At 64.2% G+C, this 19,048-nt stretch carries 26 protein-coding genes; 7 read left to right on the top strand and 19 right to left on the bottom strand.

Features of this window, described 5'->3' with window-relative positions; all coding sequences use genetic code 11:
• Positions 1–62: 62 nt before the first annotated feature.
• Positions 63–818: a DUF262 domain-containing protein gene (locus tag H6A21_RS08030; protein WP_204562228.1), complete on the bottom strand. Its 756-nt coding sequence runs from the start codon at positions 816–818 to the stop codon at positions 63–65.
• Between the two features lie 274 nt (positions 819–1,092).
• On the opposite strand from H6A21_RS08030, the gene H6A21_RS08025 reads away from it, so the two are divergent.
• The 7 genes from H6A21_RS08025 (at position 1,093) to H6A21_RS07995 (ending at position 8,918) form a co-directional block, all read left to right on the top strand.
• Positions 1,093–1,884 carry a 4Fe-4S binding protein gene (locus H6A21_RS08025; RefSeq protein ID WP_204562227.1) on the top strand — a complete coding sequence of 264 codons (792 nt, stop codon included), beginning with the start codon at positions 1,093–1,095 and terminating at the stop codon, positions 1,882–1,884.
• A gap of 297 nt (positions 1,885–2,181) precedes the next feature.
• Complete coding sequence (locus H6A21_RS08020) at positions 2,182–3,579, top strand: lipase family protein (protein ID WP_204562226.1); 1,398 nt, start codon at positions 2,182–2,184, stop codon at positions 3,577–3,579.
• Positions 3,576–4,151, top strand: a complete 576-nt coding sequence (locus tag H6A21_RS08015) for a metallophosphoesterase (RefSeq protein WP_204562225.1) — start codon at positions 3,576–3,578, stop codon at positions 4,149–4,151. The genes H6A21_RS08020 and H6A21_RS08015 overlap by 4 nt, the downstream gene beginning before the upstream one ends.
• Positions 4,152–4,273: 122 nt before the next feature.
• Positions 4,274–6,028, top strand: a complete 1,755-nt coding sequence (locus H6A21_RS08010) for a DUF2130 domain-containing protein (protein WP_204562224.1) — start codon at positions 4,274–4,276, stop codon at positions 6,026–6,028.
• Positions 6,029–6,154: 126 nt separating this feature from the next.
• Positions 6,155–7,204 carry an alcohol dehydrogenase gene (locus H6A21_RS08005; RefSeq protein ID WP_204562223.1) on the top strand — a complete coding sequence of 350 codons (1,050 nt, stop codon included), beginning with the start codon at positions 6,155–6,157 and terminating at the stop codon, positions 7,202–7,204.
• A gap of 223 nt (positions 7,205–7,427) precedes the next feature.
• Positions 7,428–8,411, top strand: a complete 984-nt coding sequence (gene guaA / locus H6A21_RS08000; RefSeq protein ID WP_204562222.1) for a glutamine-hydrolyzing GMP synthase — start codon at positions 7,428–7,430, stop codon at positions 8,409–8,411.
• A gap of 195 nt (positions 8,412–8,606) precedes the next feature.
• Positions 8,607–8,918, top strand: coding sequence for a hypothetical protein (locus H6A21_RS07995; RefSeq protein WP_204562221.1), 312 nt, complete (start codon positions 8,607–8,609; stop codon positions 8,916–8,918).
• A gap of 83 nt (positions 8,919–9,001) precedes the next feature.
• On the opposite strand, the gene H6A21_RS07990 is transcribed toward H6A21_RS07995, so the two are convergent.
• The 18 genes from H6A21_RS07990 to H6A21_RS07910 form a co-directional block, all read right to left on the bottom strand.
• The gene (locus tag H6A21_RS07990; protein WP_204562220.1) at positions 9,002–9,475 is read right to left on the bottom strand and encodes a DUF3021 family protein; all 474 of its coding nucleotides are present in this window, start codon (positions 9,473–9,475) and stop codon (positions 9,002–9,004) included.
• Positions 9,476–9,497: 22 nt separating this feature from the next.
• Positions 9,498–9,938 carry a LytTR family DNA-binding domain-containing protein gene (locus H6A21_RS07985; RefSeq protein ID WP_087431145.1) on the bottom strand — a complete coding sequence of 147 codons (441 nt, stop codon included), beginning with the start codon at positions 9,936–9,938 and terminating at the stop codon, positions 9,498–9,500.
• Between the two features lie 186 nt (positions 9,939–10,124).
• The gene (locus tag H6A21_RS07980) at positions 10,125–10,271 is read right to left on the bottom strand and encodes a hypothetical protein (protein WP_204562219.1); all 147 of its coding nucleotides are present in this window, start codon (positions 10,269–10,271) and stop codon (positions 10,125–10,127) included.
• Positions 10,268–11,764 carry a GH25 family lysozyme gene (locus H6A21_RS07975; protein WP_204562218.1) on the bottom strand — a complete coding sequence of 499 codons (1,497 nt, stop codon included), beginning with the start codon at positions 11,762–11,764 and terminating at the stop codon, positions 10,268–10,270. Before H6A21_RS07975 ends, H6A21_RS07980 begins: the two co-directional genes overlap by 4 nt.
• Positions 11,754–11,993 (bottom strand): hypothetical protein, encoded by a 240-nt coding sequence (locus H6A21_RS07970; protein ID WP_204562217.1) that lies wholly within the window; start codon positions 11,991–11,993, stop codon positions 11,754–11,756. Before H6A21_RS07970 ends, H6A21_RS07975 begins: the two co-directional genes overlap by 11 nt.
• Before the next feature lies 1 nt (position 11,994).
• Positions 11,995–12,213, bottom strand: coding sequence for a hypothetical protein (locus H6A21_RS07965; RefSeq protein ID WP_204562216.1), 219 nt, complete (start codon positions 12,211–12,213; stop codon positions 11,995–11,997).
• 101 nt (positions 12,214–12,314) lie between these two features.
• Positions 12,315–12,806: a hypothetical protein gene (locus tag H6A21_RS07960; protein ID WP_204562215.1), complete on the bottom strand. Its 492-nt coding sequence runs from the start codon at positions 12,804–12,806 to the stop codon at positions 12,315–12,317.
• A complete protein-coding gene (locus H6A21_RS07955) occupies positions 12,803–13,075 on the bottom strand; it encodes an ECs_2282 family putative zinc-binding protein (protein WP_204562214.1) in 273 nt (90 codons plus the stop codon). Before H6A21_RS07955 ends, H6A21_RS07960 begins: the two co-directional genes overlap by 4 nt.
• A gap of 81 nt (positions 13,076–13,156) precedes the next feature.
• Entirely contained in the window at positions 13,157–14,545 is a 1,389-nt protein-coding gene (locus H6A21_RS07950; RefSeq protein WP_204562213.1) for a leucine-rich repeat protein, read from the bottom strand.
• 2 nt (positions 14,546–14,547) lie between these two features.
• Positions 14,548–14,988: a collagen-like protein gene (locus tag H6A21_RS07945; RefSeq protein WP_239462744.1), complete on the bottom strand. Its 441-nt coding sequence runs from the start codon at positions 14,986–14,988 to the stop codon at positions 14,548–14,550.
• Complete coding sequence (locus H6A21_RS10990) at positions 14,982–15,935, bottom strand: BppU family phage baseplate upper protein (RefSeq protein ID WP_239462743.1); 954 nt, start codon at positions 15,933–15,935, stop codon at positions 14,982–14,984. The genes H6A21_RS07945 and H6A21_RS10990 overlap by 7 nt, the downstream gene beginning before the upstream one ends.
• A 54-nt stretch (positions 15,936–15,989) precedes the next feature.
• Positions 15,990–16,949, bottom strand: a complete 960-nt coding sequence (locus H6A21_RS07940) for a phage tail spike protein (protein ID WP_204562212.1) — start codon at positions 16,947–16,949, stop codon at positions 15,990–15,992.
• A 21-nt stretch (positions 16,950–16,970) separates the two neighbouring features.
• The gene (locus H6A21_RS07935; RefSeq protein ID WP_204562211.1) at positions 16,971–17,210 is read right to left on the bottom strand and encodes a hypothetical protein; all 240 of its coding nucleotides are present in this window, start codon (positions 17,208–17,210) and stop codon (positions 16,971–16,973) included.
• Between the two features lies 1 nt (position 17,211).
• On the bottom strand, positions 17,212–17,847 hold the full coding sequence (locus H6A21_RS07930) for a phage distal tail protein (RefSeq protein ID WP_204562210.1): 636 nt from the start codon (positions 17,845–17,847) through the stop codon (positions 17,212–17,214).
• Positions 17,844–17,993, bottom strand: coding sequence for a hypothetical protein (locus H6A21_RS07925; RefSeq protein WP_204562209.1), 150 nt, complete (start codon positions 17,991–17,993; stop codon positions 17,844–17,846). Before H6A21_RS07925 ends, H6A21_RS07930 begins: the two co-directional genes overlap by 4 nt.
• Positions 17,990–18,376, bottom strand: coding sequence for a minor capsid protein (locus H6A21_RS07920; RefSeq protein ID WP_204562208.1), 387 nt, complete (start codon positions 18,374–18,376; stop codon positions 17,990–17,992). The genes H6A21_RS07925 and H6A21_RS07920 overlap by 4 nt, the downstream gene beginning before the upstream one ends.
• A 7-nt stretch (positions 18,377–18,383) precedes the next feature.
• The gene (locus H6A21_RS07915; RefSeq protein ID WP_204562207.1) at positions 18,384–18,710 is read right to left on the bottom strand and encodes a putative minor capsid protein; all 327 of its coding nucleotides are present in this window, start codon (positions 18,708–18,710) and stop codon (positions 18,384–18,386) included.
• A complete protein-coding gene (locus H6A21_RS07910; RefSeq protein WP_204562206.1) occupies positions 18,710–19,048 on the bottom strand; it encodes a hypothetical protein in 339 nt (112 codons plus the stop codon). Before H6A21_RS07910 ends, H6A21_RS07915 begins: the two co-directional genes overlap by 1 nt.

Below are 19,048 nucleotides of genomic sequence, written 5' to 3'. Positions count from 1 at the left end.
ACATCAGGATCAAGAGCGACCTGGATTACAAGAGCCCCATGCAGTACCGAAGGGATTTGGGGCTAGTCGCATAGGATGGATTTGGTCCAGGATTCCCACCGCAGTCCCCGGGCAATTGTATTCTCAAGAATCATGCTAGACAGTTTTTTCTCGGGAAGCGCAACGGAGTAGCGATCCCACTGTGCAGCGAATACCTGGTATTTTGATAGCTTGCGGCCACCTAAATTTACATTGGCGAACACTTCGGGGAGTTCGGATTTATCTCCAGTGAAGATGACACAGGGGATTTGCAACGTGGAGAGGTTGACATAGTCATCTAGAGCATTCAAAAGAGAGGTCTGGATATTCACTACTTTTAATTGCTCCTGCTTGGCTGGCGGAAAGACGTCTTGAACCTTTTCCGCCAAATAAGATCCGAGCACCTCATTGTGCTGAGCGTGCTGCTGAAACATCTCTTTGATGATAGCGATGAACTGCATGCGAAGGTTTTCCTGAGCTTCCTCAGGCTGCTCGTCTGCCTTTATCTCATGCATCAATTTTTCGATTTCTGGGGATGAGTCGACTGGAAAATATAGCTCAGGGTTCTTTCTATAGTCTTCCAGCGTCGTGAGCCGCTGCTGCCCATCAATGAGAGAGTACTTTTCATCCGAGTCATACTTATAGAGAAGAAGAGAGCCGAATGGAAAACCCTTACTCACGTTATCAATGAAGTTGACTTTCTGAGCAGTTGTCCATACTAAAGGACGTTGGTACCTTGGAATGGTTTTCATTTTCGTAAGCTCATCGAAGCCAATGGTCTCATTTCGATATTTCAGCATGTCAACCTCCTAGGTTACAAAGCATTAGATCATGGAGAACCCTTCTGATCAAGATCATGAGAACGTCGATTAGCCACATACGCCATTCGTGAAGCTGGAATCCGATGCTGCATGTTTCGTTCCGATTAGTTTTCAAGATAGAGAATTGAGCGGGTGGCGCGCTGGCCGTGCTAACAGGTTTCGGATGGAACAAAGTAGCTGGCATATCTCTTCATAACTAGTACGCTGCGTTCGTGCTAGCGTTTTATGCAACGCTTCGTGAAAGGACCTCACCATGAACATAACCGCATGCATCGCTGCATATTTCACCGGAGCGGGAACGACCCGCACCGTTACCGAGCGATTCGCCGCCGCGATTGAAGCTGCGGGTACGCCTGGCCGCAGCGTGGATATCACGCCGCATGGGGCGGATGTTCCGACGTTCGGGCCTCAGGACCTTGCGGTCTTCGCCGTGCCCTCCTATGGCGGACGCGTGCCGGCGCCGGCGCTTGAGCGCATCGCGCGTTGCGAGGGCCACGGCACCCCGGCGGTCCTGATCGTCACATTCGGCAATCGCGCAGTGGACGATACGTTTCTGGAGCTCGCCGACACGGTGCGCGAGCATGGCTTTGTGCCGGTTGCGCTCGGTGCCATCGTCGCGCATCACTCCCTCATGATCGATGTCGCCCAGGGTCGCCCCGACGAGAGCGACCTGGCTGCGGTTGATGCGCTGGCGGCCTCAACGCTCGAGCGGCTCACGCAGGCGCTCGATGCCCATACCGTCGAACTTCCCGATATCCCCGGCAACCGCCCGTATCGCGATTTCAACGGCGTGCCGTTCCGTGCCCAGGCGGATGCCGGTGCCTGCGTGCGCTGCGGCGCCTGCGCACAGCAGTGCCCGGCGGCGGCTATCAACCCCGCGCATCCCGAGCTGACCGATGCCGATGCCTGCATCACCTGCATGCGCTGCATCTCCGTGTGCCCGGTAGGCGCTCGCTCGCTTTCCGGCGGCGACGCCCTCGTGGCGCAGCGCGCCGCATTTGCCGAGCGCCTGGCTCCTCGTGTGGAGTCCTACACCATTCTGTAGCAGGGCTGTTTCATGCGGGCGCCCCGGCAGCGCAGGAGTGCTGCCGGGGTGTCCGTATCTGGCGCTTCTACATGCCGGCGGGCATCCGCATTCGCGCAGGGCGCGTTGTAGCAGCGCCTGGTGGCGGCGTGGTGCTATCAGCGAGTGCTGCCGCGCACCCTTGCAAGCCCATCGACCTACAGCTGAAAGCACTCGGCGAGTCTTGTGCAAATGCGTCTTTCGAACCCGCACCCAGGCACCGTGGTAGGTTCCCACGATATACTTGCCGCCATATGACCTCGTGAAGGGAAATGCCCCATGAAGCGAAAAGGGCTGCAGGGACACCTGGATGATGTCGCGGTGGACAAGGGGGCTACCGCGCCCGCGCGCATGCCGTTTCACCGTCGCCACAAGCGACTCGTGCGCGTCGTGGTGGTGCTGGCGATCGTGGCGTTCGGCATGGGCACCGCGGCGAACATTGCCATACGCCATCGCCAGGGTCAGGAGCTGCTGGGCCTGGGCGCTGTCGAGCCACCGAGCGCGCCGGTTGCGCTTGAGGGCTCGAGCGGCCGCACGGGCGCCTTCACGGTGCGCGTGGAGTACACGAGCATGGCGCAGACGGACGGCCATCAGGTGGCGACCGAGATCGCCTGGGACGACGCGTGGTTCTTCGAGGACCCCACCGTCTACAACCACGAGCTCGCCACGACCTGCTCGGTGCTCTCGGCCATCGCCAATTCTGAATCGGCTTACTACCAGGCAGGGTCTGACTCACCGGCCTATGTGGAGCAGGCGCTTGGCGCACTCGGCTTCGAGGACATCTCGACGGCGTCGTATCGGTATCGAAGCGAGGTCTTCGACGAGGTCATCGACCTCATCACCGGGGCGGTCGACGTGGTGGCGTACTCCGTCGCCACGAAGCGCGTGAGGAACGACGACGGGGCGGAAAAGACGCTCTACCTGGTGTCTGTGCGCGGCAGCTACGGGTCGGAGTGGTTGAGCAATTTCAACATGAGCGACGCGGCCGACTACGATTTGGAGACCTTCGATCACGTGGGATTCATGCTTGCCGCGAACGAGATCGTGGACGACCTGGCGGCGCGCTTGAGCGAAGACGGCAGCGGAAAGGACGTCGCGCTGCTCTTCTGCGGACACTCCCGCGGCGCGGCGACGGCGAACCTCGCGGCATCCTACGCCGACGTCATGGCGACGGGGTCGCGTCCGCTCGCGCCGCTGGACAGCATCTACTGCTACACCTTCGCCACGCCCGGGGTCACGGAGTTCCTTAACGTTAACGACCCAATCTACGACAACATCTTCAACATCATGAACCCGAGCGATCTGGCGCCGCGCCTGCCGCTCGCCTCGTGGGGCTATATGCGCTACGGAAACGACCTGTGGCTGCCGGGCGTCGGTGACGAAGCGTTCGATGAGCACTACGACCAGATGCGCGCGGCCTTCCGGGAGAACGTGGGCGTGGAGAGCTTCTACGTGCCCGAGGACCGTTGGCGGATCGACAAGCTCGTCGAGGACCTGGGGCGTGAGATTCCGACCGCGGCGGACCTCACGAGTGTGGGCGGGCTGGTGGCGCTTGTGGGCAACCTGCTGGGCAACGTCGATCCCATGCAGGTGCTCTACGGGCACTATCCGAACGTGTACATCGCCTGGATGCAGGCGATTGGTGCCGAAGACCTGCGAGAAGGGGAGGCTGCGTGATTTACTTTACCGCCGATACGCATTTCGGGCACGCGAACATCATCGAGGCGACAGGGCGGCCGTATGGGTCGGTCGAGCGCATGAACGCTGCGCTGATTGCCAACATCAACGACCGCGTGAGCACGGCCGACACCCTCTATATCCTGGGGGATTTCTCCTATCGCATTTCGGTGGAGGAGGCCTGGCGCCTGCGCCAGCGCATCGTGTGCCCGAACGTGCATCTCGTGCGCGGCAACCACGACAAGCATTGGAGCGAGACGCCGCATCCGGATGCCTTCGCAAGCGAGGAGGACTATCTGGAGATCAAGCCGGGCTATGCGCGCGGGCACCGGCTTGTGCTCTTCCACTATCCCATGCTCAGTTGGAACGGCAGGTGGCGGGAGGCCATCCACCTGCACGGCCACATCCACAGCCGCGGCAGCGACTACAACGAGCGCTGCCGCGAGGCGGGGATTCTGCGCTACGACGTGGGGGTGGACGCGAACGGGTACGCACCCATGAGCCGCGACGAGATCCTTGCGTTCTTCGACGGTGTGGAGCCGAAGCGCGGACCCTTGGACCCGGATATCTAGGCGTGTCGGCGCCTGAGCATATTCGCTTGCAGAATATGTCCACGCGACGGGGTATCGTATAGTCCAGAAGAACGAGGGTCGCGCCGAGCGGCCCGACAGAGGGACTGAGGGAGCGTTTCCGCATGAACGAGATCAAGTGCCCCAACTGCGGTACCGTCATCAAGGTGGATGAGAGCGACTACGAGAGCATCGTGCGCCAGGTGCGCGACGAGCAGTTCGCCGCCGAGCTCGCGGAGCGCGAGCGCTTGATGGAGCGCGAGCGCGAGCATGCGCTGCAGGTCGCCGGTGCGGAGGCTGCGCGCAAGCTCGAGCAGGCGCTTTCCGAGCGCGACGCCCAGATCCAGCAGCTGAAGGCGAGCGCTGCGAGCGAGCTCGTCCGCTCTGAGGCCGAGCGCAATGCGCGCATCGCCGAGCTCACGGCGCGTCTTGAGAGCGCGGGGGAGGAGCGCGACCTGGCGAGCAAGCAGGCGGCGGCCGAGGCGCGCGAGGAGGCGCAGAGATCCGCCGCTAAGCTGCAGCGCGAGGTCGATCAGCTGCGCGCCGAGCTTAAGCAGCAGGCTGATGCTGCGGCACTCAAGGCGGCCGATGCCGAGCGCCAGGCTGCAGAAGGCATCTCCGCACGCGATACGCAGATCGCTGAGCTGAAGGCTCAGCTCGCCGCTGCCTCGCAGGCGCAGGACCTGGCGCTGCAAAAGGCCGACGCCGAGGCGATCCGCCGTCAGCATGAGGCGGAAGGGGCGCTGCGCGAGGAGCTTTCCCGCGATATGGCTGAGAAGGACAAGCGCATCGCTGAACTCGAGCGCACGGTGGCGTCCGAGACTGCCGAGCGCGAGCTTGCCGTGGCTCGTGCCGTGGCGCAGGCGGAGCGTGAGCGCGACGAGGCCAAAGCGACGCTCGAGCGCGAGCAGGCCGTGCGCGATGCGGAAAAGCAGCAGCTTGAGACGGCGCACACGCTCGAGCTCGCCCAGGTGCGCAAGAGCACCGAGGAGCTGCTGCGCTACAAGGATGACGAGATCGAGCGCCTGAAGGACATGAAGGTGCGCCTGTCCACCAAGATGGTGGGCGAATCGCTTGAGCAGCACTGCGAAAGCGAATTCAACCGCCTGCGCATGACGGCGTTCCCGCACGCCTATTTCGAGAAGGACAACGACGCGAGCGACGGTTCGAAGGGCGACTACATCTTCCGCGAGAGCGACGAGGATGGCAACGAGGTCATCTCCATCATGTTCGAGATGAAAAACGAGAACGACGCTACGGCGACCAAGCACAAGAACGAGGACTTCTTCAAGAAGCTCGATTCGGACCGTACGAAGAAGGGCTGCGAGTATGCGGTGCTCGTGAGCCTGCTCGAGCCGGAAAGCGAGCTGTACAACACTGGCATCGTGGACGTGAGCTACCGCTACCCCAAGATGTACGTCATCCGTCCGCAGTTCTTCATCCCCATGATCACGCTGCTGCGCAACGCCGCGCTGAACACGCTGTCCTACAAGCAGGAGCTTGCGCTTGTGCGCCAGCAGAACATCGACGTGACGCATTTCGAGGAGAAGCTCGCCGGGTTCCAGGAAGGGTTCTCGCGCAACTTCGACCTGGCGAGCCGCAAGTTCAAGACCGCCATCGACGAGATCGACACCACGATCAAGCATCTGCAGAAGGTGAAGGAGAACCTGATTTCGTCCGAGAACAACCTGAGGCTTGCGAACGACAAGGCGCAGGGCCTCACCATCCGCAAGCTCACCTGGGGAAACCCCACCATGAAGGAGAAGTTTGACGAGGCGCGCGAGGCGGCAGCGGCCGGCAGCGCCGCCGGGGCGGCCGGCGCTGACGGCAAAGACGCGGCCGAGGTCGCTGCCGAGGATGTCGTCGTGGAGCGCGAATAGGGTGCTGCGCCGCCGCGGCGGGCACACTGCTGCGGCGGGCACACTGCGGCGGCCTTTCGGCCCCGCCGGCGTGAATGGAGGTGCCGCCGGGGTTTTCGGGGGCGAGAAGACGGGGGTGTGATGAGGATGAAGGCACTGGTACATGACGGGCGGGGCGGCATCGCGCTGCGCGAGAGGCCGTACCCCGAGCTGCGCGAGGGCACGGACGCCATCGTGCGCGTGACGCGCTCGACCATCTGCACGAGCGATCTCCACATCATGCGCGGTGCTGTGCCGCGCGCGCTGCCGGATACGGTCTTGGGCCATGAGTTCACGGGCGTGGTCGAGGAGGTCGGGGAGGGCGTCACGGCGTTTTCCGTGGGCGATCGCGTCGCCGTGAACTGCGAGACGTTCTGCGGCTCGTGCTTCTTCTGCCGGCGCGGCTGGGTCAACAACTGCGAGCGCGGCGGGTGGCTTCTGGGATGCACCATCGACGGCTGCCAGGCCGAGTACGTGCGCGTGCCGTTTGCGGACAACGCCTTCACGCGCATCCCCGACGGCGTGACGGACGAGGACGCGCTCTTTTTGGGAGACATCTTGGCGACGGGTTGGTGGGGTGCGAGCCTGGCGGAGATCGAGCCCGCATCCTCGGTCGCGGTGATCGGCGCGGGTCCGGTGGGTCTCACCACCATGATGTGCACGCGCCTGGCGAACCCGGGGCGCATCATCGCCATCGACGTCGACCCCTCGCGCCTCGCGCTCGCGCGTGAGCACGGGCTCGCCGATGTCCTCATCGATCCGACCGGCCTCGGCCTCGATGAGGTCGAGGCCGCGGTCCGCTCCGGGAACAGCGGGCGCGGGGCAGACGCGGTGATCGAGGCCGCGGGAGGCTCCGACACCTTCGAGATGGCGTGGCGCATCGCCCGCCCGAACGCCGTCGTGGTCGTCTCGGCCATGTACGAGCACGACCAGGTGCTCCCGCTGCCGAGCATGTACGGCAAGAACCTCACGTTCAAGACCGGGGGCGTCGACGCCAGCGGCCTCGACCGGGTGATGGGGCTTATCGCCGAGGGCAAGCTCGACACGGGGCTACTCATCTCGAAGCGCTACCCGCTGAACGACATCCTGGAGGCATACCGCGCCTTCGAGGCGCATGAGGACGGCTGCCTGAAGGTCGTCATCACGCCGTGGGAGTAGCCCTCTTCTCGCCTGCGGAAATGACGGACCCGCCGCGGGCGGCACGGCGCGGGGCGAAGGCGGCTGCTCTCGCTTAGGGGTACGGCGCCGGCAGGTGCCGGCGCGTGCGCGTGACTCCACCTGCCGCTGCGGACATACCCCCTGCCGCGGCGCTCGATGCCGGACGCCGCGGGCGCCCATACAATGACGATAGGTATGTATTCTTCGCATCGAGGAGGAGCCCATGGATCCCAACAAGCGCCCCGACGACATGGTCCGCATCACCACGCCCGAGCTCGCGAGCGAGTTCATCGACAAGCAGGTCGCGGCGTGCCGCGAGCAGATCGGCGACAAGAACGTGCTGCTGGCGCTTTCCGGCGGTGTCGATTCATCCGTGGTGGCGGCGCTCCTCATCAAGGCCGTGGGCAAGCAGCTCATCTGCGTGCACGTGAACCACGGCCTCATGCGCAAGGGCGAGTCCGAGCAGGTCATCGACGTGTTCAAGAACCAGATGGATGCGAACCTAGTGTACGTGGACGCCACCGACCGCTTCCTCGGCCTGCTCGAGGGCGTGGCGGAGCCGGAGCGCAAGCGCAAGATCATCGGCGCGGAGTTCATCCGCGTGTTCGAGGAGGAGGCCCGCAAGGTCGCCGGCGAGGTCGATTTCCTGGCTCAGGGCACCATCTACCCCGATATCCTGGAGTCCGACGGCGTGAAGGCCCACCACAACGTGGGCGGCCTGCCCGACGATCTGCAGTTCGAGCTCTGCGAGCCGGTGAAGCTGCTCTTCAAGGACGAGGTCCGCGTCGTGGGTCGCGAGCTCGGCCTTCCCGAGTCCATGGTCGAGCGCCAGCCGTTCCCGGGCCCGGGCCTGGGCGTGCGCTGCCTGGGCGCCATCACGCGCGACCGTCTCGAGGCGCTGCGCGAGGCGGACGCCATCCTGCGCGAGGAGTTCGGCACGGCAGGGCTCGCCGGCAAGGTGTGGCAGTACTTCGTCGTGGTGCCCGATATGCGCGCCACCGGCGTGCGCGACGGCAAGCGCGCCTACGATTGGCCGGCGATCATCCGCGCCGTCAATACCGTGGACGCCATGACCGCGACGGTGCCCGAGCTCAACTGGGCGCTGCTCAAGAAGATCACCGACCGCATCCTCGCCGAGGTTCCCGGCATCTGCCGCGTCGTGTACGACCTGACGCCCAAACCTGTCGGAACCATCGAGTGGGAATAAAATCTCGCACAATGCACTATTCCACACTCCAATCCGAAACACAACAAAACCGCAGGTCAGAAGTGGTGTGTTCGAGAAATCGGCACACCACTTCGCTCTGAAAGAAAGCACTCCTTTCGGGATTATTCGTACCGAAATTCGTACCACCCCAGCGCCACCATTCACGACGCGGGGCACCGAAGGGAGATTAAAACCATGATGAACGAAGCGAAGATGAACGAACTCACCCAGGCCGAGGACATGGCGTTCTTCCGAGCGGACCTCTGTTGCTACTCGCCCGAGAGCTACACGCTCGAGGAGAAGAAGGAGATCTGCAACGACATGATGGCAACGAGCAAGGCAGTGCTCGACGCCATGCGCGAGGACTTCGAGCAGCTTCCCCCGGATGCGCGGGCCAAGCTCCTGGACATGCTCTGCGCCTCCGGCGTCGAGTCGCCCCAGTGGTGGTGGGACGTGCTCGTGGGCGACGGAGACCCGCTCTACCGCGAGCTCGAGCCGCTCAGCTAGTCCGAGCCCACATAGCAAGGAAGAAGGCCGTCTATCACATCGATAGGCGGCCATTCTTCTTTGGGCATCAGATTAGATTCGCCCTAGCTGTTGTTCCTCCGATACTCATTGAGCTTCTCGTTGAGAGTGCGTTCCTCGCGCCTGTGCTTGGCCGCGTAGGCGGCGGTCGCCATTGCGAGCGCGACAAGGTAGCTGATGGTGAACGAAACCCAAGCTCCGGCCATATCTGCTGGGAGCCACCGCATCACCACGGCGAGCACAGCCAGCACGGCGTAGAGGCAGATGCCGAACAGGAACAGGCGCAGCGGATACGCCATGCGCTTGATGACCGTGGGCGTGAAGAAGACGAACTGCAGCGCCGCCGTGCAGACGCAGGCTCCGAGCAGGGACCAGCAATACATGATACCCTGTTTCGATTCTTCGCCGGCGAATATGGTTCCAAGGGCCATGCACACGACCATCATGATCGTGAAGGAGACGCAGAGCGTTGCCAGGAAGGACCTGGCGTTTTCCGCGGGCGTGCGGACCTCGGTGTCGATGATGTCCTTGCGTGTCATTTTGGGCTCCTTTCCCGTCTCGTTACAGCATCCCGAGCTTGCGGCGCACGTCCGGCGCGTACTGCCGCGATATGACGACCTGCTCGCCGTTGTCCATGGTCGCCACGAGCCGCCCGTTCATCTCCGGGCGCAGCGAGGCGATCCTGCGGAAGTTCACCACGCAGCCCTTGGCCACCCGCAGGAAGTCGCATCCCTCCAGGCGCTCCTCCATCTCGTAGAGCCGCAGCGCGGTCTCGAACACGGCGCCTTCGGTGTAGAAGAACGTGCGCTTGTCCACCGACTCCACGTAGAGGATGTCCTCGGCGTTCACCACGTGGGTGCCTCCGTCCGCACTTCCCGTGACCTTGCGGTCGAACATGCGCAGCCTGGCGACGATGTCGAGTACCTGCTGGTCCGTCTTCCTGCAGACGATTGCGACCTCGATGCCGCTCGATTCCGGTCGTTCGTCGATTGTTATCTTCATGGTGTTCCTTTCGACGAGTCGCATTCTACCTGCCATCCGTGCCGGCTCGGGCGGCGCTGAACCAAGGTGCGCCTGAGGATGACCAAGTTGCACGTAGCGTGCTTGAGCTGTGCCGGTGTCGGCTGGCTTTGCTATAAGCCATCGATGCGGAAGGCCGCTTGCCAAGCTGACAAGCGGCCTTCCGCGTTACTTGTCCTCGTATGCCCTACGCACATCGTCGTAGAGCTCGAGGATCGGAATGAGCGGTAGCAGGATCAGCATCAGGAGCAGGCATCCCACGATACCGAGGAACCACCCGACCTGCTCGCCGAGCCACCGCAGCCTCGACCTCATGACAGCATCTCGTTCACGCGCCGCTGCACGATGGAGTAGTACGAGCCCAGGCGCCGCTTCCGCTCGTCGCCGTTGCCGAACTCGCCGGCGATCACGCGCCTCGCCATGGCGTCCACGTCGTAGGAGCCACCGGAGGATTCTCCAGAGAGGATCCGGTTGACCTCCGCCTGCACCTCGTCGTAGCGCGATCCGAGCGCCTGCCTTCTTGCATCGCCATTTCCGAACTCTCCGGCGATGACCCTCGCCGCAAGCTCTGACACGTCGCCGGAGGGCGCACCAGAGCCGGTAGGGGTTGACGCGCCCCCGGTGTCGGCCTTGCCGTTGTAGTGGAGTATGCCGTCCCAGTGACCGCTGTAGTAGTCGTGGATCCAGCTCTCGCGCCCGGTCTGGTCGCCTGGCTCGCCGTCGATGCCGCCGGTCTCGCTGATAGAGAACTCGCCCAGGAGGTCGGCCGTCCCGTCGTTGCGGATGCACATGGCCGTGTGGTTCTCCTCGTCGAGGTAGATGTCGCCGCGAGAGGCGTTGAAGCTCATCGGTTTCCACGAGAAGAGCCCGGAGCCCACGAACATCTCGCGCATGCCGCCGGTCCAGTTGTAGCGCGTAATGAGCCCGTCGTATTGCGTGCCGGCCAGCGCGAGCTCCCAGGCCTCGCACACGGCAGACGAGCAGTCGCGGTCGCCCTTGGTGACCTTCACGACGCCCGCGTCGGTCTTCACGTTGCAGTGCCCAGATGTCCCGTGCCGCCCGGGCTGAGAGTAACCGTGCTCGGCGCAGTTGCAGAGGTGCTCCATGATCTGCGCCGCCACGTTCGCCCTGCTGATCGCCACTTCCTTCACCTCCCCGGTGCCAGCGGAGGCGCCGGCCACCGCGCAGAGCCTCCGCCAGTCGTCCCTTGTGCCGTAGAAGAGGTCGAGGTCCAGGTGCCCTCCGTAGCCGGGGATGCGCCCGGTGCCCGTGTACTGGAAGATCAGCGGAGAAGGCCACGCCCCGAAGTCCCAGCCGTCGGTCCAGGGCTCGCTAAGGAACCCGGTCTCTTCGTAGTTGGGATACTGGGCCACCCAAAGCGGGTATGTCTTGGCTACGGCCGCCCAGTCGTAGGAGAAGAGCACGCTCTTGCTCGTGTAGATGCCCGGCGTCACGCCGGTCTTCTCGCGCACGCGGTCGAGCCATTTCTTTGCCCATGCAGGCCCCAGGCTCAGCGCGTCCGCCTCCCAGTCCAGGAACGGGATTGCCTTGCCGACGTAGGGCCTGAAGGCAGAAATGAAGCAGTCAGCCTCGGCCTCGGCCGTGCCCTCGTACCCACGGTCGCGCGCGTAGTGGTAGCAGCTCAGGAGCTTCCCGGCCGCCAGCGTCTCGTCGGCGTGCCGGCGGAAGCACTCGTTCGAGTAGCCCGCGCCGCCGGTCGCCTTCACGATCACGAAGTCGCACGTGCCCATGGCAGAGACAACCAGGTCGTCCTGCCAGGAGCTGATGTCGATGCCGTTAAGCCCCACGCGCCTCACCCCTCGGGATCTCCGGCTTGTCGCCGTCGCCGCCCAGGGCGGCCATGATGGGGCTAAGAACCGCCATCACCAGAGCCACCACGAGCCCGCGCATGCTCGGGTCGAGCACGCACCAGCCCATGATCAGGTCCAAATTGGCGATCACCACGCCCAAAACGCCCTGCACGATCGTGCGCAGGAGCCTCCACTGCCAGTCGTTGCTTGCCAGGAACTCGTTCATGTCAGCCCGCCTTTCCCTTGAGGGTTTCGATGTCGTTCCGCACGACCGGAAGCCCCTCTTCAAGGCGGTACGTCCGCTCGATGAGCTGGTTGTGCTCCTCGACCTTTGCCGTGAGGGCGTCCAGCTTGACCTCCATGACGGCCCTGTTCTTAGAGTTGGAGAGGATCACCCCAATCAGCGTCACGACACCGGTAATGCACGCCACGATGATTGACTCCATATAGAACTGCCTCCCAAGGTCTCGACTTTCGTCCCCTGGGAGGCAGTGTCTGACTGCGTCACAAATTCAGTTTTAGTGGCTTTAAGCTCTGCGATTCCTAGCTACCAAGTGATGATGTTGTCCCTGCTGTGCTCTTCGCCATCAGCTCCTAGCCAGTGTGTCGTGATTACGAACTTGCTTGGTGAGCCGCTGGCAAAGAGCACTGTTTCGTCGAAGCTCTCGCCAGGCTCCAGCCTTTCGAAGGGCTCCTTGTCCTGCATGAACGCATAAGGCGCGTTGTCGTCGTCGCATTCGCAGGTAACGTTGGTCACCGTGGTTCCACCAGTGTTTGCAATACGTATGTGATGGCTTTTCAGTCCGACTAAGACGTGTCGAGCTTCTACTCTCGAGGATTCGCGTTTCTCTGCAGCCTGTTCCTCTTTCTGCAGCTGCAGCTCATGAAGCCGCAGTTGCATCTCGGCCAACTGCTCGCTACGCTCCTTGTCGCGCTTGTTCAGCCTGTAGTTCATTACAAAACTGATAATTGCGACTAACAAGCTGAGACCCGATATAACGATAGGCGCCAAGGTAGCAAAAGTAGGATCTATAGTCATTTGATCTTCCAGCCTTGCTTCTTGAGAGCCTTCTTCAAGTCTTTAGCTAGTGCATCGACAATGTCGTCGCCCATGTCGCTAACCGTCATGTCAATTGATTCGGCGTTTGCTTCAATAAGCTCCGCCCTTGTGAATGTTCTCCCACAATGAGCGCAGGTAAACGCCCAGTCATCAGTAAAGTCTTGACCAGAAGCTGGCGTCTCGTATGCGAATTCCGTACATCCACATGTCGGGCAAGTCAGCGCCACTTGAACTGACAAATCGTCCATGTCCACCTCTCAACGATAGCTTTGTTGAACACAACAATTTTACCGCTGGAGGTGGACACAAAACGTACCTGTCCGCAACTGTTATGCCGCTGTCAGATACCCCGGCGTGCTCACCGTGTCGATGCGGAAGTACGTATACGCCGTCTTGCTGCTGGCCCACGCCGTGCCGTTGCCGCCAGCGAGGCTGCCGCAGCTGTAGAAGCACTGAGAGCCCGTGATTCCGCTCGTGGGCAATGACCAGGTGGAGTCCGCATAGATCGTCGTCATCTGCGAGCATCCCGAGAACGTGTAGAACAGGTCCGTCAGCGTGGACGGGTCGAAGCCGCGGAAGTCTATCGTGGTGAACGCGCACGACGAGAACGTGTAGCGCATCGAGCGCACGCCCGACAGGTTGCCCAGGCCAGATATGCTGGCGAGGTTCGTGCACGAGTAGAACAGGTAGTTCAGGTTCAGGTACGAGAAAGCGGCCATGTCCGCCGCAAACGTCGCACTCGTCAGGTACTGGCGATGCGTCGCGCCGGTAACGCCGCCCCAGGGCGTGAAGCCGAGCCCCACGTACTTGCCGATGGCGCAGATCCGCCCGCTCGCGACGAGCTCGCGCGTGGCGTCCGGCGCCGACGTGGCCGTGAGAACGCCCTCGCCGTCGGCGTAGTAGTGCGCCCAGAACCAGGTGCGGGCGTCGTTGTTCGGGTCAGTCAGCACGCCGCCGGCGCCCAGCTTGCACACGCTCGCGCCGCTGGTCTGGGATGGCACGAAGCCGTCCGTCCCGCCGACGAGCCTGGTGCAGCCGGTGAACATGAGGGAGCCCGAGAGGCCGGAGTTGCTGAACGAGGTGGCATAGATCGTCTCCAGTGAGGTGCAGCTGGAGAACATCTGGTTCGCGCTCGTCATGCCGGACAGGTTCTCGAAGCCCCTAACCTCGGTGCAGTTGGAGAACGCGTTGAACCAGTAGTTGCAGTTGGTTATGCCAAGGCCCGCGATGGTGCTGTCGCTGTAGACCTTCTTCACCAGCAGCTTGATGGAGTCGTAGGAGCGTGCGCTCGCAGACGAGTAACCAGCAGGGTCGATCTCGAAGACCTGCACGATGCGCCCGCCGGTGACGGAGGTACGCCGCTCGTAGTAGTTGATCTCCAGCGTGCCGTCGTCGAGCAGCAGCGCGCGGATCTTGTATCCCACGTCCCACTCAAAGGCGAGAATCGCCTGCGCCATGTCACCAGGCTGATAGAGCGTAGAGAGCCCGTTCTGCCCGCGTATGGCGGCCGCGATGTCCGAGAAGACAGACTCCGGCAGCACGCCGCTCTCAAGCGCCATGTACGGCTGCGCCTGGTAGTTGCCTGTGTCTGTGCCGTCCAAGGCCGCGACGGCAGCCGCCATCTCGCGTGGCTTGTAGGTCGTGGCCACGCCCGCCTGGTAGCGGATCGCGTTGGCTATGTCGGTGAGAATGCGGGTCGATACGGTTCCAACTGCCATGCCTAGAACTCTTCCTCTTCGAGATTGGCGAGCGCCGCGATCGCGTCGTCCACGTACTGCTTGGTGGCGTAGGCGGAGAGGTCCGGCGTCGTTCCAGCCGGTCCTTGCGGCCCGGTTGGCCCGGTCGCGCCCGTTTCGCCCTTGAGGTTGTGGAACGCGAAGGCGAACGTCCTGGCAGACGCCGTGCCGCCCATCGTGACGCTCACCGACGGCGTGCCCGTGCTCGCGTCCACGGTCGCGCTCGCGCCGGTGATGGTGGCGTTCGTGCCGTCGTCGCCTGTGTCGCCCTTAGGCCCCTGCGGCCCCGTTGCGCCGGTCTCGCCGGTGTCGCCCTTCGGCCCCGTCTCGCCCTGGGGACCGGTCTCGCCTTGAATGCCCTGGATGCCCTGCGGCCCGCGCAGATCGGCCGAGCTCGTGCCCGATGCGCTCGTAACCGTCAACATCGAGCCGTTCCAGCTGTGCGTGCAAGGCGTGCCGTCGGCGCCGGCAGGGCCAGTGGGACCTTGGGGTCCCGTGTCGCCGGTGTCACCCTTCGGGCCTTGGGCTCCGGTTGCTCCGGTGTCACCCTTCTCGCCCTGGGGACCTTGCGGGCCAGTGGCTCCGGTGGCTCCCGTCTCGCCTTGGATGCCTTGCGGTCCCTGCGGCCCGTGTCGCCCGTGTCGCCCTTTGGACCTTGAGGTCCCGTATCGCCGGTGTCGCCCTTGTCGCCCTTCACGCCCTTGGAGACATTCGCGGTCGTGGTGCCGCTCTTGTCGGTGATGGTGATGGTCGCGCCCTCGGCCGTCTGGGTGATCGTCGCTGTCGGGCTGAACCCGTCCGCGCCGTCGGCCCCGTCGTAGTCGCCGCGAGCGGCAGCGGCCTGTATCGCGTTCGCCACCGCCGTCGCGCTGTCGGCCGCGTCGTTGGCCGCCTCGGCCGCCTCGTTGGCAGCGTCCGCCGCAGCCGTGGTGATCTCGATCGCACCCTCGTAGCGCATGATCGTCTCCACGAACAGCGTGAAGCTGTCCTCGCTCTCGATGCCGCCGATGATGACGGGCTCCACGCGGATCGTGAACGCCCGCGTGCTGATGCTCTTCCCGTCGTGCGTCACCATGAACTGCGCGTCAACCGCGCCCTCGGCCTCCTGCATGGCGGCCGGGTAGTGCACGACGAACTGCCCCAGCGAGGCGTCGATCTCCGTCATCGGCTCGCACCCGCGCGTGCCCGCCATCTTGTGCCGCCAGAGGAAGTAGACCTCGGTGCCGGTCAGGTCCGCCGCCGCGCCGCCCTGCCGGACGTGCAGCTCCAGGCCGCGCCCCGAGGCGTCGGCGGGCGACGCCACCAGGAAGTCTCCCAGCCGCTCGTCCGCCGAGTCCCATATCATCGTGTGAAGTCCGTAACCGTCGAGCATGCCGCCCCTCCTCGCGTATGAGTTGCCGGGAAGAGCATCCGCCCGCGTCACAGACTAGAAGTCCAAATCCGCCAGCTCGTCCAGATCGCCGATCGCCGTGGTCACGGTGTTCTCCACCACGGTCACCGAGGCGGCCGTGGTCAGTTTGCCGTCTATGCCGACAACGTCGTCGCGCAGCGTGGCCACGTCGGCAGCAAGCGCGCTCACTTGCGCGTAGTCCACGGGCTCAACGGTCCCGATGGTCACCCGTGCCACCACCTGCTCGCCGAAGGTGCGCACGCGCCGCACGACGCGGGCGGTAAGCCTCCACTCGGGGTCGCGCGACGTATCGATGACCGCCACGGTGTCTCCCAGGTCGGCGTCGTCGCCGTCGAGCGCTGCCACGTCGACCTCGTAGCTCACCTTGGGCTGCGACGCCTCCGCGAGCGCACGCCTCGTCAGCGCCAGAAGCCGCTCGGGCTCCGTCACCTCGGAGAACGTCACCTGCCCGAACGAGTGCACCTTTGCCGTGCGGTCCGCGTTCCAGCGTCCCCAGACCTGCTTGGCGCTCTCGTCGGCAACGTAGTTCAGCCCGCCGTTGATGTCGCCGAAGGTCAGCTTGCGCCTATAGCCCGCCTTGTAGTTGCCGTCCTCGTCGGTGAAGGGCAGGCCCGCCCCGAAGCCGTACATAGCGGTGTACACGTCCTGCTCGAGCACGGTGCGCGTGCAGCCGGCCATGTTCTTGCCGTAGGTGAAGCGCAGGCCCCGCCAGTCTCCGCGCTGGGAGTCCAGGCGGACCGAGCGCGATGCCACGCGCCCGCCCGAAACGGTGATGACGGGCGTCACCTCGCCTCCCCACACCTCGGCAACGCACCGCAGCGCCCACAACGCGTTCTGGTGGTAGATGAGCGCCCCGGCGGTGCCCAGGGACGCGCAGTAGGCCACCGACCAGCGCGTCGGCGCCAGCACGGCCGTCAGGGCCTGCGCCGCCGTCCTGCTCACCAGCTGGGCCTCCTCGATGAAGTCGTCCAGCAACTCGCAGAGGGAGGACTCCGCTTACACGCCGCAGAGCCCTGCCACCGGCTCGTCAGTCCTCACCACCACGTGCTCGCGCCAGGTCCCGTTGTCAAGCCACAGCAGACGGTCGCCCTTGGTGGGCACCTCGTAGCTGCAGAACTCGAGCGTGTCCTCGCCGTTCAGCTCCTCGGTGTGCACGAGCTCGCCCACGACGCGAAGCAGCCCGATTCGCGCGTCCCACCGGTCGAACCAGTAGAGCGTCGGTACCGAGCCCGCCATGCTAGGCCCACCTCTCGGAGAAGCGCGTCTCCACGTAGGTGCAGTTGGAGGTCGACACGATCGCCTCGCCGGGCTCAAGCGCGAAGAAGTCGCTCGCCAGCGCCGCGCAGTCGCGCGCGTCGGCGTCGTCTATCAGCACGGTCTCGCCCTGGCAGTCGATCACCACGGCCTCGCCGCCCGCGAAGTCGTAGTCAACGCGGATGCCCTTGCCGGCAGAAGGAAGCGAAACCTGCAGGTAGGAGCCGGCGGCCGCCACCACGCGGAACTCCGGCAGCGTCGGCCAGTTCCCGCCGGCCTCGAAGAGGTTGCTCCAGTCGGATGCGCCAACTAGGATGGCGTCGCGGTACTCGACCTCGGGGTCGTCGGGAAGGATCAGATTGCCGCCACCGGGCCACGAGAGCCAGCGGCGCAGCGTGCCGCGCATCCGCGCCATGCCGGTGAAGCCGGGGTTGTAGCCCATGTCCATGAACAGTCGCACCCGCACGTCCACGGGCGGCATGTAGCCGGAGACCAGAAGCGCCCCCGCGCGGCCCGGCACGGCCATGGCCTCCGCGATTATGGGGTTGGCCGCACGCTCGATGACCTCGGCGCTGCAGATCTCGGAGAAGTCGTTCCCCGCGTAGACGATCGACCTCATGCGTTGCCCCTTGCCCGTCCGTAGGCGCTCGCCCGGCGCTGCAACTCCCGCGCCGCCTTGTCGTCCTTGCCGAACGGCCGCGCCCGCTTCACCGTGGCCTCGGCCTGGTGCCCGCTCGCGTTCACGCGCTTGCCCTTGTCGCTCATAGGCTCCTCACCACCGTAAGCAAAACGTCGAAGGCCCAGACGTGGCGCCCGGACCCGTCGGTCTCCTTGAACGCCGGCGCCGTGGTATCGAGCCCCACGATGCGCCAGCTGCCGTTCTCCGCCACCGGCTCCCAGCCGTATGTGCGGATCCATTTCTCGCAGGCCGTCGCGTCGGCCTCGGCCTGGGCCGCCACCTCGCGCACGACGAGCACGCTCACCGTCATGGTCCCGCGCTCCTCGTGCTCCATGCAGGAGACGCGCTCGAACTTCCCCTCGCGCAGCACGATGGGCTCGGGCTCATCTGCCGCGGACGGAAGACTTGCGAAGTAGCTTGCGAAGTCGCCCTCTAGCAGGGCCTTCGCCACCAAGAAGGAAAGCTGCAAGACCAGCTCACCTCTCCTTCAGTTCCCAGTGGTGCACGCGCCCGAACAGGTCGCAGCACGCGTGCGATTCGGCCACCATCATCGAGTGCCCGCTCACGGCCGCGCGCGAGCCTGCCGGCACGTCGAAGGCGCCGATGGAGTTCACCGCGTCCACGAACACGGTTCCCTGGCCTGCGTCGGCCGAGCGGTGATCGTCGTCGGATACCTTCTGCGTCCACTCGAAGCGCACGTTGGCGATGATCTGCGGCTCCTCGAAGGTGTCGTCCGCTAAGGGCGTGCGCACCGTCATCACGTCGGGCAGGGCCGAGCGCGGTATGGGCCGAATGCTCCTCATCAGCACACTCCCGTGAAGGCCATGCTCGAGAGCCCCAGCTCCCGCAGCGCGGCGGCCGTCGCCAGCTCCTCGCCGGTCGTCTGCTGAGACGCGTAGTTCTTGACCGAGAACTCGCCGATCTGGAAGCCGCCGACCTCGCCCGCGCCGTACTCGGCGAAGGCGTCCACGGCCGCGCACACCGCCCGCTTGAACACGTTGCAGGTGGTCGTCGCTCCCTTCACGGCGCAGAGCCACTTCACGTGGCTGTCCGCGATGGGAAGAGATGCCGCGAAGGCGGCCTCAGAGAGACCACCCCCGTAGGTCTGCGAGTAGAACTCGTATGTCACGGTGGACGCCAC

The sequence above is a fragment of the Collinsella tanakaei genome, from assembly GCF_016902615.1.
Lineage (GTDB): Bacteria > Actinomycetota > Coriobacteriia > Coriobacteriales > Coriobacteriaceae > Collinsella > Collinsella tanakaei_A.
The sequence above is the reverse complement of the archived record's forward strand: the minus strand, read 5'-3'. Positions and strand labels throughout refer to the sequence as shown.

Excerpts from the sequence above, each read along its gene's own strand:
- H6A21_RS08030 (WP_204562228.1), bottom strand. The coding sequence starts at position 818 with ATGCTGAAATATCGAAATGAGACCATTGGCTTCGATGAGCTTACGAAA.
- H6A21_RS08025 (WP_204562227.1), top strand. The coding sequence starts at position 1,093 with ATGAACATAACCGCATGCATCGCTGCATATTTCACCGGAGCGGGAACG.
- H6A21_RS08020 (WP_204562226.1), top strand. The coding sequence starts at position 2,182 with ATGAAGCGAAAAGGGCTGCAGGGACACCTGGATGATGTCGCGGTGGAC.
- H6A21_RS08010 (WP_204562224.1), top strand. The coding sequence starts at position 4,274 with ATGAACGAGATCAAGTGCCCCAACTGCGGTACCGTCATCAAGGTGGAT.
- H6A21_RS08005 (WP_204562223.1), top strand. The coding sequence starts at position 6,155 with ATGAAGGCACTGGTACATGACGGGCGGGGCGGCATCGCGCTGCGCGAG.
- guaA (WP_204562222.1), top strand. The coding sequence starts at position 7,428 with ATGGATCCCAACAAGCGCCCCGACGACATGGTCCGCATCACCACGCCC.
- H6A21_RS07995 (WP_204562221.1), top strand. The coding sequence starts at position 8,607 with ATGATGAACGAAGCGAAGATGAACGAACTCACCCAGGCCGAGGACATG.
- H6A21_RS07990 (WP_204562220.1), bottom strand. The coding sequence starts at position 9,475 with ATGACACGCAAGGACATCATCGACACCGAGGTCCGCACGCCCGCGGAA.
- H6A21_RS07985 (WP_087431145.1), bottom strand. The coding sequence starts at position 9,938 with ATGAAGATAACAATCGACGAACGACCGGAATCGAGCGGCATCGAGGTC.
- H6A21_RS07980 (WP_204562219.1), bottom strand. The coding sequence starts at position 10,271 with ATGAGGTCGAGGCTGCGGTGGCTCGGCGAGCAGGTCGGGTGGTTCCTC.
- H6A21_RS07970 (WP_204562217.1), bottom strand. The coding sequence starts at position 11,993 with ATGAACGAGTTCCTGGCAAGCAACGACTGGCAGTGGAGGCTCCTGCGC.
- H6A21_RS07965 (WP_204562216.1), bottom strand. The coding sequence starts at position 12,213 with ATGGAGTCAATCATCGTGGCGTGCATTACCGGTGTCGTGACGCTGATT.
- H6A21_RS07960 (WP_204562215.1), bottom strand. The coding sequence starts at position 12,806 with ATGACTATAGATCCTACTTTTGCTACCTTGGCGCCTATCGTTATATCG.
- H6A21_RS07955 (WP_204562214.1), bottom strand. The coding sequence starts at position 13,075 with ATGGACGATTTGTCAGTTCAAGTGGCGCTGACTTGCCCGACATGTGGA.
- H6A21_RS07950 (WP_204562213.1), bottom strand. The coding sequence starts at position 14,545 with ATGGCAGTTGGAACCGTATCGACCCGCATTCTCACCGACATAGCCAAC.
- H6A21_RS07945 (WP_239462744.1), bottom strand. The coding sequence starts at position 14,988 with ATGTTGACGGTTACGAGCGCATCGGGCACGAGCTCGGCCGATCTGCGC.
- H6A21_RS10990 (WP_239462743.1), bottom strand. The coding sequence starts at position 15,935 with ATGCTCGACGGTTACGGACTTCACACGATGATATGGGACTCGGCGGAC.
- H6A21_RS07935 (WP_204562211.1), bottom strand. The coding sequence starts at position 17,210 with ATGGCGGGCTCGGTACCGACGCTCTACTGGTTCGACCGGTGGGACGCG.
- H6A21_RS07930 (WP_204562210.1), bottom strand. The coding sequence starts at position 17,847 with ATGAGGTCGATCGTCTACGCGGGGAACGACTTCTCCGAGATCTGCAGC.
- H6A21_RS07925 (WP_204562209.1), bottom strand. The coding sequence starts at position 17,993 with ATGAGCGACAAGGGCAAGCGCGTGAACGCGAGCGGGCACCAGGCCGAG.
- H6A21_RS07915 (WP_204562207.1), bottom strand. The coding sequence starts at position 18,710 with ATGAGGAGCATTCGGCCCATACCGCGCTCGGCCCTGCCCGACGTGATG.